The organism is Alteromonas profundi (assembly GCF_010500865.1).
Classification (GTDB): Bacteria; Pseudomonadota; Gammaproteobacteria; order Enterobacterales; family Alteromonadaceae; genus Alteromonas; species Alteromonas profundi.
This window is the reverse complement of sequence record NZ_JAAAWN010000043.1, coordinates 1-11,948: the sequence shown is the minus strand read 5'-3', so window position 1 is coordinate 11,948 and position 11,948 is coordinate 1. Positions and strand designations below refer to the sequence as shown.

General features: G+C 41.1%; 11 protein-coding genes. All 11 read left to right on the top strand.

Annotated elements, in window-relative coordinates; all coding sequences use genetic code 11:
* The first annotated feature begins 86 nt into the window (after positions 1 to 86).
* The 11 genes from GTH32_RS18445 to merA all read left to right on the top strand — a co-directional run bounded on the left by GTH32_RS18445 (position 87) and on the right by merA (position 11,543).
* Positions 87 to 1,370, top strand: coding sequence for a site-specific integrase (locus GTH32_RS18445; RefSeq protein WP_163088566.1), 1,284 nt, complete (start codon positions 87 to 89; stop codon positions 1,368 to 1,370).
* On the top strand, positions 1,371 to 2,996 hold the full coding sequence (locus tag GTH32_RS18440) for a tyrosine-type recombinase/integrase (protein WP_163088563.1): 1,626 nt from the start codon (positions 1,371 to 1,373) through the stop codon (positions 2,994 to 2,996). It abuts the gene before it with no gap.
* Entirely contained in the window at positions 2,996 to 5,209 is a 2,214-nt protein-coding gene (locus GTH32_RS18435; protein WP_163088561.1) for a hypothetical protein, read from the top strand. Before GTH32_RS18440 ends, GTH32_RS18435 begins: the two co-directional genes overlap by 1 nt.
* Positions 5,202 to 5,615: a hypothetical protein gene (locus GTH32_RS18430; RefSeq protein WP_163088560.1), complete on the top strand. Its 414-nt coding sequence runs from the start codon at positions 5,202 to 5,204 to the stop codon at positions 5,613 to 5,615. Before GTH32_RS18435 ends, GTH32_RS18430 begins: the two co-directional genes overlap by 8 nt.
* Positions 5,616 to 6,059, top strand: a complete 444-nt coding sequence (locus tag GTH32_RS18425) for a hypothetical protein (protein WP_163088558.1) — start codon at positions 5,616 to 5,618, stop codon at positions 6,057 to 6,059.
* Positions 6,059 to 8,242, top strand: a complete 2,184-nt coding sequence (locus GTH32_RS18420) for an ATP-dependent DNA helicase (RefSeq protein WP_163088537.1) — start codon at positions 6,059 to 6,061, stop codon at positions 8,240 to 8,242. The genes GTH32_RS18425 and GTH32_RS18420 overlap by 1 nt, the downstream gene beginning before the upstream one ends.
* Positions 8,243 to 8,326: 84 nt before the next feature.
* On the top strand, positions 8,327 to 8,725 hold the full coding sequence (merR, locus tag GTH32_RS18415; protein ID WP_163088535.1) for a mercury resistance transcriptional regulator MerR: 399 nt from the start codon (positions 8,327 to 8,329) through the stop codon (positions 8,723 to 8,725).
* A 74-nt stretch (positions 8,726 to 8,799) separates the two neighbouring features.
* Positions 8,800 to 9,144, top strand: a complete 345-nt coding sequence (locus tag GTH32_RS18410; protein ID WP_020743019.1) for a mercuric transporter MerT family protein — start codon at positions 8,800 to 8,802, stop codon at positions 9,142 to 9,144.
* 35 nt (positions 9,145 to 9,179) lie between these two features.
* Positions 9,180 to 9,455, top strand: coding sequence for a mercury resistance system periplasmic binding protein MerP (gene merP, locus GTH32_RS18405; protein WP_020743018.1), 276 nt, complete (start codon positions 9,180 to 9,182; stop codon positions 9,453 to 9,455).
* 4 nt (positions 9,456 to 9,459) lie between these two features.
* The gene (gene merC, locus GTH32_RS18400; protein WP_163088532.1) at positions 9,460 to 9,906 is read left to right on the top strand and encodes an organomercurial transporter MerC; all 447 of its coding nucleotides are present in this window, start codon (positions 9,460 to 9,462) and stop codon (positions 9,904 to 9,906) included.
* Entirely contained in the window at positions 9,903 to 11,543 is a 1,641-nt protein-coding gene (gene merA / locus GTH32_RS18395) for a mercury(II) reductase (protein WP_163088530.1), read from the top strand. The genes merC and merA overlap by 4 nt, the downstream gene beginning before the upstream one ends.
* The last annotated feature ends 405 nt before the right edge of the window (positions 11,544 to 11,948 follow it).

Below are 11,948 nucleotides of genomic sequence, written 5' to 3'. Positions count from 1 at the left end.
ATATGACCACTGTGTTTTTGTAAAAGTATCATTTTTGTGGATAACTATACGTAAAAATATATAAAACATAGACTTAAGGGAAGTGTTTGACACTTCCCTTTTTTGTATTATTCTATTACATATTACCCCTGTGTTTATTTGGTATCATTTTGCGTTATAAAACTGAAAAAATTACCAATCCGAGATACGGCAACCAAACCTTGCCCATGCTGGTTGATACGCACAACCATAGCTTACCAGAACCTAGTGCGGCGATCTGGGGGTGGGATTTATGGCTATCCTCCAAATACAACACAACCCTCAATCGCCTAAATGATCTTTGCGTGTTCTATGAATACTGCGCTAATGAGCATCAAACGTTTTTCGAAGAAGCTGCCAAACTCAATATATTGACCAATCGCCAAGTCAATAACCTTGGTACTTTCCTACTGCACAATTTCAAATATGAGTTAGAGGACGGTGTAAGTATCGCCCCCTCGACTTACAACCGACGTATTGATTCCATCATTTTGTTTTTGAAGTTTCACTACAACCGTTATATTGAAAGGCTTGATGACTACGATAAGAAAGAACAAGTTCAAAAATCAGTGGATAGAGCTTGTGGCTGGATTGCAAAGAAACGTTACTCAAAAGCGCAAGTCGATAATGCTACTAAGCAGACAGAACCATTAAACAACGATGAAATAGACATCATCAAAAAGATAATACGCCCTTCTACTGACTCATTTACCAATGAAATCAATCCATTTCGACGTCAATTACAGGTGCGTAATGCTTGTGCCATACTGCTTTTATTGGAATTAGGATGTCGAGCATCCGAGTTAGTGCTCATTCGTTCAGATCAAGATCTAAAGCTAACGACAAATCCCACAGTCGTTATTCAATTTTCAGAAGACTCAGCGTTCAGAAACCGTAAAGATGGTGCGTCACATAAAACTCGCTTTAGAGAGCTTCCAATCAGTCGTGGTCTAGCAGCGCTCATTTTAGATTACCTAGAAGAACATCGTCCCTTTCTTAGAAAACCTTTTAAAGGGAGCCTAACGGAATATCTATTTATCAGCGAAAAAGATGGTGGTGCTCTGACAACGTCAGGGTTGGATTATATGATCACTAAAATATACCAAACAATCCCAAACCTTGCTGATGTCATTCACCCACACCGATTCCGTGTTACACGAGGCACAGAGTTACGAAGCAATATTGATACAAAATACGAAGACTCCAACTCCCCAATGACACAAGCGGGTGAAACACAGGATTTACTGACCACATGGGGCGGCTGGTCAACAACCAGTGATATGACAAGGCGATATACACAAGCCCACCTGCAACGAAAGATCAGTGATTATTTAAGAGGAAAGGAAGACTAAATGGCGCACGCACTATCGATTTATTTACCAGAGCAAGATAACGATCCTTATCAAGACCTATATGATGAAGTAGCTCGGTTAAATGGCGATTATGACCCATTTCCTGCCCAGTTCACCTCATTTCACGGTCAAAAAATCTCTATAAGAGAAAGCAATCAGCGGCTTAAAACTAAGCTCCAAATTATCAATGTTGGAAAGAGCAATCAAAATTACGCTCTCTCAGAGTCATACTCAGATTATCACTACCTAAACTACATAGCTGTAAAGTGCTGGATAGACTTCGCAATTGAACGTTCACCAGCATCCATCGGTCATTTATCATATGGATTTCAGGCTCTTAAAAGTATCAAATTATCAGATAAAGCTCTTAACAATGAACGTGCATTTTCTAAAGAAATTGCTTCAAACATATCTTCGATAATACAGAAAAACAAAGACAATCAAATGATTTGGCTGTCGATGCGAATGTTTGCAAATTACGCTATAGAAAATGCATATTGGGGCTTTGATGAAAATCTAATATTTAAACTGGATGAAATAAAAATCCCCAACTCTGGTGGGAAACTAAGAGTATCTCTTCTCGATCACGAAAACGGACCTTTTACTCGTACCGAAGTAGCACAAATAGCTCAAGCCATTCATCAAGAGAATGTTCCATTACAAACCCGTATTTGTTTTAAATTAGCAATGCAATTTGGCTTACGACCAATTCAATTAGCTCTGTTAAGAGAAGATGATGTTTATTACGACGACAAACTTTTAGCTTGGTTTATTAACATTCCCCGTGTAAAAGGTAGAACAGCGCAGCTTAGACGGAATAAGAACAACTTCGTATTACGAGAGTTACCAAGCCATCTAGCAGAGGATATCTCTGAACTAAACAAAACATATTCAGAAATCAATATGCTTGACCTCGAAGGCAATAGTCTTCCTCGTCCTCTTTTAAAAGCAGAAACGTGCCATTTAGAGTTATTAGGGCAGAAGAAATTAAAAGAATATGCTTGGCATCTGTACTCTAAAAACATCACTGAACTATTCAGATTTAGCAGAAGTTTGTTAAACATCCAGTCTCGCCATATAACTGATGACGACGGCAATCCCACTCCACTTAAGATCACCTGTTACCGCTTTCGCTATACACTCGGTACACGCATGGTCATGGAAGGAAAACCCCCTGAAGAAGTTGCAATAGCTTTGGATCACAGTACCGTTGCCAGTGTGCAGCATTACTTTCGATATAACCGAGACTTAATTGATTTTATCGACGACAGTTTCGAGTCATCTAACACCATCAAAAGTGCAGTTATGAGATGGCAAGGTTTCATCGTCGATGAAAACGATGGCAATGTCGAAGGTACTTTAATTAGGGTGAGTGACATTGCCAATCTTGGCAAATGTTTAAAGAAAACTCAATGCGAGATGCACCCTACAGTAAGTTGTTATAGCTGCTCTCGCTTCCGCCCCTTTAAAAATGCAGACCATGAAGCACAACTTAAGGTCATTGAAGCTGAGCGAGACTTCGTAAAAGCCAATTCATCAGGAGCAGTTTTACACCAACTTGATGAAGCATGGGAAGGCGCTATTCAAATTGTCGAAGCCATTAAATCAATGAAAGGCGAAGAGTAATGAATGGCGTAACGCAACTTGGGCAACATAAGTTCAATAAGCAACAGACTAGACTATTAGGCGCTGTAAAAGCATTAATTGAAGATGAATTGCCGACCTTTAAATCTATGCAAGATAATAAAACGTTGATCGGTGAATGGGACGACTTCTACTGGACTTATCAAAACAAGAATATCTACTTCACTAAGCGATATGATAATACTGGCGAATTAGTCACAGGCAAGACACCTGTTGAAGCTAGAGTCCCTATGGACGACATATGGTGTGATATAGCCAAACTTTACACTCTTATACATATCAAAAAAGGTAAGGCTAACAAGTCAATTGTCGCTTCGATTGCTGGCTGTTTCTGGCTTGCTGACCACTTCAATTACGACCTCGACAGCATAATTACCTTAAAACAAGCAGACATTGACGAACTTCCAAGTACGCTCGATAAGCACTTTGCAAAACGTTCTGTTTTTGAAAAATATAAAGAAACAGTCGCTTTTGTAAAAACCTTCTTAGTGCCAAAAAAGTTGTGTCCATCATTTGCTCCAAAAGTAAAGCTGGCTAATCCTGCCAACAAACAAAACGATGTCACAACCGAAGAATACCAAAAGCGAAGAGACAAAAAATTCAACGTTAATATAGACAAGTATATTGGTATCGCTAAACGTCGATTTGAAGCAGACCAAACACTTATATCTAAAGGGGAAGAACCCGCCTACCCTGTAATGAAATCTGGCTATGATGAACTTCGATTTTTAGCTATTCCATTCTTTATGGCCTTTGGGCTTCGTATCGGTGAAGTGTGCCGATTGCACAAAGACTGCATAGGATTTGATGAGACCAATGAACGCTGGTATTTGCGAGTTCTCACTGAAAAAGGAGAACTCGCTTCAGCACGCCCTGTCCCCTTGATGTGGCAAGAAATCATCCTCGAATCACATAAGCGTATTTTAGAAATTACAGCGCCATTTAGAGCACTGGCAAAAAGTATTGAGCAACATAGAGAACAAGCCGTTATTAACGTTTTACACTTCCCTGATAGGGACGAATACTTTAGTACAGCGCTTCAGGAAGCAGGCTATAAACCTTCGAGTTATTTTCTTAGAAGTGAGGTAGGCAAAACTGGTGAATTTCACACCTCTGGCTTGGGATTTAACAACCTCAGAGAAAAAGCACCCTATGCTGATGCCATTGTCGATAAAGTAACCATAAAAACATCACCTAATACTCCTAAAAACCTGAAAGTTGTAATTTCTAAAGAGGCGTTAAGTGAGATAGCAATGCAACGTTACAATGACATGCAAAAACAAGTCTATGAAAGTAATGATGATGGCGAAGATATTACAGAAGAAATCGTTTCTACCTCTTATGCTTTTAAGATGCCTTTCAGTGATTTTTTGTTTATAGCAAAAGAAGATACCTTTGATGGTGGCAGTAATTCTCACGGATTTTTACCATTACCGATGAGACCGAAATCATTTACTAGATGGCTAAAGAAAGATTCATCAAGAGCAAAAAGCCTTTTTCAGCGTTACGATGTTCGTGATGAGGATGGCAATATCGTCAATGTTGAATCACATCAGTTTAGGCACTGGCTAACCGACGCCATGAAACGCTCTGGTAAAAACGAAATGATGATCGACCTTTTTATGGGGCGCACCGCAGGTCAAACCCGAAACTACGATCATCGAACAGCTAAAGAGCGTGCCGAAGAAATACGTGAACGTTATCTATCTGAAGACTCCATTCCTGATGATGTGCTCGGCAGACGTATTAAACGCATGAGAGAAAACAATGTGTCACTTGACGAGATTGAAATGGCGCTTAGCCACACACTTTCAGTCGTCCATTTCACGCCTTGGGGAACCTGCAATCGAGACTTAGATGTTAGCCCTTGCGAGAAAGGCATGATGTGCTTAAGAAGCAACGATGGAGATGCCTGTCAGCATTTCGGCATAGACCCCAACGATGAAGAGGCAAAAGCATCTATTATCAATACCAAAACACATTATGAGAACCAGCTAAGTGTGCTGCTCCCAAACTACCAAGAGCTAAGTGAGGCATTGAACAAACAGGAGCCGTTAGATCAACACGTTCAATACTGCATCGACACCATCAAAGGATGTGAAAATGCATTAAAAGCCTATGAACGACAACGCAGTAATAACGATCAGCTAATTGATATTGTTCAAGTCTACACACCTGAGGTAAACGATGAGTAAGCAACCTAATAAAAAAGATCCTAAATGGCTTGCTAATGCGCTTATGTCCCTTAAGTTTTTTGAGACAAGTCCAGAATACAAACATGAGTTCAAGCATGATTATTTTGCCTCGCAGTTAGGCATCAGCAAGCCCACATTGTACCGCTGTGACAAGTACATGAAAGAATTTCAGAGGGTAAAAGACTTACTCAAAGAAATAAAGGTCGATAAGTCGCTATCTGAAGGCGCACCGATCTCTGGTGATAATGAAAAAATAGCAAAACTTGAGGCAAAAGTAGCTGAGCAAGCCGAGACAATTTCTACGTTACAGTTAAGATTAAATGACTGCTATCAAATACTTGAAGACCAAGGTATTGATCCCGAGTTCGTTTACCCTAAGCGCCTGAAAAAACATAAGGAGGCGTAAATGAGCAACCCCAAAGCTATAGAAAACTATGAACGGTTTCTCGCTTTTGTTGAAGCCCGATACAATGAAGCCGACTGGGAAGACTTTGTGTTGCCCAACAGACTAGATCTCAATAAAAAAATGATCGCCAGAGAATGTGAGTTTGACCGAAAACGAATTACCGAGAACTCAAAGATCAAAGCCAAATATAATGAAGTTAAGGCTGATTTAATTGCAAAAGGCATCTTGATTGAAGATAACAGTACGCCTTCCGAGCAACACTCGGCTAAAGCAACCACTGGCAAATCCAGCGTTGATAAGCGTATGCTGAAAAAATCTCAAGAAACCAATGCAGCACTTGAAGAACAATTATATAAAACCACAAAAGAGCTAGAAGAAGCTAAAGCCAAACTCAAACGACTCACCGCAATTGAAGACTACTTATTAGCGACTGGACGGCTTTAATGAGTGTGTTTGAAGGTGAGCTACAAATACGCAAAATAAGACATCGTGGTGGCATCGGCGGCGTTATATTTTCAGCCGTTGCTGTCGGTAGTAATCAACGTTTTGTCGTAAAAGCCAACCACCAAATTGCTCGCTCCCCTAGCCTTTTTAAAGAGATGCACATCTGGCATGTAAAAGGCCAAGTCGAGCAAACACCTATCAAGTGGAAAGATGGCACCACAGCGATTGAGAAAACCATCACACCGACTAAAATGGACTTTGTTAAAGCCGCCCATGAAAACCTTAAGCGCTTATTGGCAGAGTCACCAGACTTTAAAGGTATCAGCGAGATCAAAGCGGAAAAGCTTGTCACCTTCTTTGGCGACACCCTGTACGACATAGCTCGAAATAAGGATATCAAACGTTTATTGCCAATTGTGGGTCAGGAAGTGGCTCAGCGCATCATTGATGGGCTAAACCAATACGAAGAACTAGGCGCATTACGTCTACTTGATGAGTTAGGCGTGCCACCTCATATCGGCGATTCGGTCATCACTATATGGGAACAGCAAGCTTATGAACAGATCAGAAAGAATCCGTATTTCCTAACCGCATTCATGGCGGACTTATCGGCAATCGATGCCTACGCCCTAGACCGTCTAAAAATGAAAGAAGATGCGCCTGAACGCCTTATCGCTTATGCAAAACAAGTGATGTTTAATGGCTTTAACTCAGGTAATACCTGCCTTGAAACATCTAAAGTAAAATATCAACTTAACCGTATGCTTGGCAAAGCACTTGGCACAAAGGCGTTTGACGAAGCTGTTGAACAAGGCGAATTGGAATTTCACGACAACCTTGTGCAAGTAAAAAGCATGGATATTGTTGAATCTTCGGTTGCCAACAACATCAAGCATTTAAGTGAAAAATCGTTTAGCCAAGCCCTTGCTAAACGAGTTGATAGCGTTATCGACACCTTTGAGCTAGGCGTAGGCTTTTCACTAACGGAGCAACAACGAAATGCCGTCCTGCAATGCTACACTAATTCTATCGCTCTACTCACGGGTGGTGCAGGTTGTGGTAAGACAACCGTGATAGAAGCTATTTGCTACACCCTAGAGAGCTTAAATCAAACTAAGCAAGTCATTCTCATGGCGTTAGCAGGAAAAGCCGCACAGCGCATTACAGAGGCGACAGGCAGAGAAGCAATGACCATAGCTGGCTTCATGCATAACGTAAAACCAGAAGACATTGACGACGACGCGGTGATTATCGTCGATGAAGCCTCTATGGTGGATGTTTTGTCGTTACTTAAGGTATTAAAGCGTGTACCAAAATGTGGACGTATTATTTTAACGGGTGACCAAGAGCAGTTGCCACCTGTCGGTGTTGGGCTTGGCCTACATGTGTTGGTCAACCTCCCCTTGGCAAACCCACACTTAACCGTTGTTAAACGCCAGTCGGAAAGTTCTGGTATTCCAAACATTGCCTCTGCGATCCGCAACTACCCATCAAACAAGATTGAAGTACCATTTACTCCGTATCAAGGATCAGGTAGTGGTGTTAGCTTTATCGATTGTGAGCCTAGCAACATTGAAGCAATGTGCATGAAAGTTTATCGAGAACTTGGCGGTAATGGCTCAGATGATAACGTTGTATTGCTGTCATCAGTTAAGCACCAAGAAGGCGGCGTTGTTAATATTAATAGTCATGTTTACGATGAGTTTGCACTTGGTGAAAAGCTAACGCTTGAGCACACGGAATTTGGCAATGTAAATCATAACATTGATGGTAGACCACTTAAGGTTGGCGAAATGGTCATGTTCACTCGCAATGACTATAAAAAAGACATTCGCAATGGCTCCGTCGGTAAAGTATTAAGCTCCAATGATGAAGCGGTGACCATTGACTTTGAAGGTAACATCGTTGAGCTAGCACTGAATGATTTATGCAATATTGAGCGTGCTTATGCGATGACAGTACATAAGTCTCAAGGCTCTCAATATGAGCGTGTCATTATCGTAGTTAAAAACAGCAGAAATATTGATAGGCACTTGCTTTACACCGCCGTGACAAGAGCTAAAAAGCAAGCAATTTTAGTCGGTTGTCGATGTACATTTTATTCTGCATTACAAAAGTCTAATGCTTTAAATCGGCGAACCCTTCTCTACAACCACTTTGAACGAGTTGTAGATAATCGATAGGGTTACCGTTACTAATTTAACCGTATCGATATAAGCAGCATATCTGTAAAATGAAACGAAAATTTACCAAAGGTAGGCCACATTATGCCAAACAGAACTATTAGCAAACTGGCAAAAGAAGTTGGGGTGAATGTCGAAACTATCCGCTTTTACGAGCGCAAAAGTTTAATCGAACAACCTGTTAAACCAGAGACAGGCTACCGACATTACTCTGATGAAATTGTGAACAGAGTGAGATTCATTAAACGTACCCAAGAATTAGGGTTTTCTTTAAAAGAGATTGAGAATCTACTGAAATTAAACGACGCCCCATGTAGCCAAGTTCAAGATTTGGCTGAAGCCAAGCTAGAATCTGTTGCCGATAAGATCAGTGATTTAAAAAAATTACAAAACGCGTTAACCGAGTTGGTTGGTTTATGTCATTCTAATGCCGATAAAAACACCTGCCCAGTCATTGACTCACTTCAACCGAATTCAAAATAACAAAAAACGCTTGACTCCGTACCTAGATACGGCACTTATACTCTAGTTAAGTTCATAAACTGGAGTATGACAAATTGAACCAAGATTCAAACTTACCTTTGATTAGTGGGGTAATTGCAGCCATTGGTGCAGGATTATGCTGTGCTGGACCGTTGGTTTTGCTTTTACTCGGCATTAGCGGTTCTTGGATAAGTAACCTAACGCTATTAGAGCCATACAGACCAATCTTTATAGTTTTGGTTATTGCTGCATTTGGGTTCGCAGGCTGGAAAGTTCATCGACCTATCGAAAAATGTGAGCAAGGCACTGCATGTGCAATTCCAAAAACAAGAAAACGCAGACAAGTCACTTTTTGGGTATCAGCATTAGTCGCACTTGTCCTTGTGACGAGTAATTACTGGATCATTTGGTTTGCGTAAGTTTTTGAAAAATATTTAAAACGGAGAATATCATTATGAAAAAATTAATAACTTGTTTATTACTTAGCGTGTCGGCGGCGTCTGTGGTTGCAAAAGAACAAACGGTTACGCTGGAAGTTCCTACCATGAACTGTGTGACCTGTCCGATTACCGTTAAAAAAGCGTTAGAAAACGTTGATGGGGTGAAACTCGCCAAAGTATCGTATGACACTAAATTAGCGTTGGTAACATTTGATGACGAAAAGGCCACCATCAAAGCACTCACTGATGCCACAACGAATGCGGGCTACCCATCCAAGAAAGTTAAGTAGTCTTATGAAGAAACTACTGAATATAACCACGCGTTTCGGAGAAAAAGCAGGCGCTATTGGAGCGCTCGTTTCCGCGATGGGGTGTGCGATGTGTTTCCCTGCAATTGCGAGTTTAGGCGCTGCAATTGGTATGGGATTCCTGAGTCAGTGGGAAGGACTGTTTATCAATACCTTATTGCCCTTTTTTGCTTGGGTTGTACTTGTACTAAATGGTTTAGGGTGGCTGAGTCATAAACAATGGCGACGAAGCGCCATCGGTATGATAGCTCCCGTCCTTTTACTATTGTCTTTGTACCCTTGGTTTAAATATGGGTGGAGTACATACGTAACCTATTCAGCGCTGGGGTTAATGGTCTTGGTATCGCTGTGGGATATATTTTCACCTGCTTACCATCGCTGTGATGACACATGTGACACAACTGACAATATTGACACTAAGGAGTTAAAATGATCAAGTTAAGTATTCAAGGCATGACATGCCCCAGTTGTGCACCAAAGGTTCACAATAAAATAATCAAACTAGATGGCGTACATGACGTGTCTGTCTCTTATGCTGAGAGTTTAGTCTCTATCACTCCATCAGAAGATTTTAACGTCCAGAGTGCGATTGACGCCCTAGAATCAGAGGGCTACCAAGCTTATATACAGGAGAATTCTTGTTGTACATCTGATCAGTTTGTGTCAAATAAAAAAGATCTGCATGTTGCCATTATCGGCAGTGGTTCTGGCGCATTCGCTTGTGCAACCAAGGCGGCTGAAGGTGGCGCAAAAGTTACCATCATTGAAGGAGCTGACGTTATAGGTGGATGCTGCGTAAATGTTGGATGTGTGCCATCAAAAATATTGATCAGAGCCGCACAACTCGCAGAGCAGCAACGTAACAATCCATTTGCAGGTCTTGAAAATCACCAGCCGCAATTAAATCGAGCCTTATTGTCGCAGCAACAATCGGCACGTGTTGAGGAGTTGAGACATGCTAAATACCAGAACATCTTAGATACAAACCCTTCCCTGAGTCTTATCAAAGGTTATGCACGCTTTAAAAACGCCAACACACTGATTATTGATAAACCAGACGGTGATCAACAAGAAATTAGTGCGGATAGAATCTTAATTGCTACGGGATCTACTCCCACCATTCCAGCAATCAATGGATTGAATGATACGCCTTTTTGGACATCCACCGAAGCACTGTTTGCATCTGCTTTACCAGAGCATTTGGTTGTTATTGGTTCATCGGTAGTAGCACTGGAAATTGCTCAGGCTTATCGTCGATTGGGTTCTGAAGTCACGGTGCTTGCAAGGCATACCTTACTGTATAGGGAAGACCCGCTGTTAGGTGAAGAGTTGGAGAAGTGCTTCAAAAAAGAAGGCATCAATGTTCTTACCGATACGAGTGCCAATAACATTGCCCATGATGGTAAACACTTTGTTATCGATTCAAACAACGGTCGAATTACCTCTGACAAACTACTTGTAACTACGGGACGTCATGCAAACACTGAAAAGCTCAACCTAAAAGCTGCTGGTATTCAAGTTACCGAGCTAGGCGAAGTAATGGTCGATGCAAAAATGCAAACGAATGTCGAAGGAATATATGCTGCTGGTGACTGTTCAAACATGCCACAATTTGTTTACGTAGCGGCAGCCGCAGGCAGCCGAGCAGGAACGAATATGACTGGTGGTGATGTGAGTTTAGATCTATCGACAATGCCTGCCGTTATTTTTACCGATCCCCAAGTAGCCACGGTAGGATTCACTGAAGCTCATGCGAAACAGCAAGGTATCGATACGATAAGTAGGGTGTTACCAATGGAAAATGTGCCTAGAGCGCTAGCAAACTTTGAAACGGATGGATTTATAAAATTAGTTGCAGAGGAATCCACAGGTACGCTGATAGGCGCACAAATATTGGCTCATGAAGGTGGTGAGCTTATTCAAAGTGCAGCCATTGCCATTCACAATAAGATGACAGTTGAAGAACTAGCAGGACAACTATTTCCATACCTGACAATGGTAGAGGGGTTGAAACTATGCGCTCAAACCTTTCATAAAGACGTATCTGAATTATCCTGTTGCGCAGCTTAATCGCTATCCCAAACAAGTTGGAGCTAGCGCTTACACTAGCTCCCTTTTTTATTCAACAATCATAGCAAACACCTTCTGTTCTCCTTATCTCAGACGTGTAATTTGGCAACGCTAAATTCAACTCTTCCCTAAGATACTGATAAATCGCCCTATTATTTTCGATGAGATTTAACGCTACGGGATGAACTAAAACAGGCTAAATATGATAGTATCAAAATAACAAATTGAACTTAGTAAGAAAGCCAACAAAAACCTATTTTGATAGCCTTTTTAATGATACTTATTTATACTGATAGAAAAGAATTTGAGGATTCAAGTTATGTTTGTGAAGAGTGCGAGAGATAACAAGGGTTACGACCAACCCACCCACTCAGTGATACTAAAAAACACAAGACATAACAAAAT

What these genes read in the sequence shown, in the direction of transcription:
- merC (WP_163088532.1), top strand. Translation starts at nt 9,460, where the DNA reads ATGAAGAAACTACTGAATATAACCACGCGTTTCGGAGAAAAAGCAGGC.
- GTH32_RS18420 (WP_163088537.1), top strand. Translation starts at nt 6,059, where the DNA reads ATGAGTGTGTTTGAAGGTGAGCTACAAATACGCAAAATAAGACATCGT.
- GTH32_RS18430 (WP_163088560.1), top strand. Translation starts at nt 5,202, where the DNA reads ATGAGTAAGCAACCTAATAAAAAAGATCCTAAATGGCTTGCTAATGCG.
- merR (WP_163088535.1), top strand. Translation starts at nt 8,327, where the DNA reads ATGCCAAACAGAACTATTAGCAAACTGGCAAAAGAAGTTGGGGTGAAT.
- GTH32_RS18435 (WP_163088561.1), top strand. Translation starts at nt 2,996, where the DNA reads ATGAATGGCGTAACGCAACTTGGGCAACATAAGTTCAATAAGCAACAG.
- GTH32_RS18425 (WP_163088558.1), top strand. Translation starts at nt 5,616, where the DNA reads ATGAGCAACCCCAAAGCTATAGAAAACTATGAACGGTTTCTCGCTTTT.
- merP (WP_020743018.1), top strand. Translation starts at nt 9,180, where the DNA reads ATGAAAAAATTAATAACTTGTTTATTACTTAGCGTGTCGGCGGCGTCT.
- merA (WP_163088530.1), top strand. Translation starts at nt 9,903, where the DNA reads ATGATCAAGTTAAGTATTCAAGGCATGACATGCCCCAGTTGTGCACCA.
- GTH32_RS18440 (WP_163088563.1), top strand. Translation starts at nt 1,371, where the DNA reads ATGGCGCACGCACTATCGATTTATTTACCAGAGCAAGATAACGATCCT.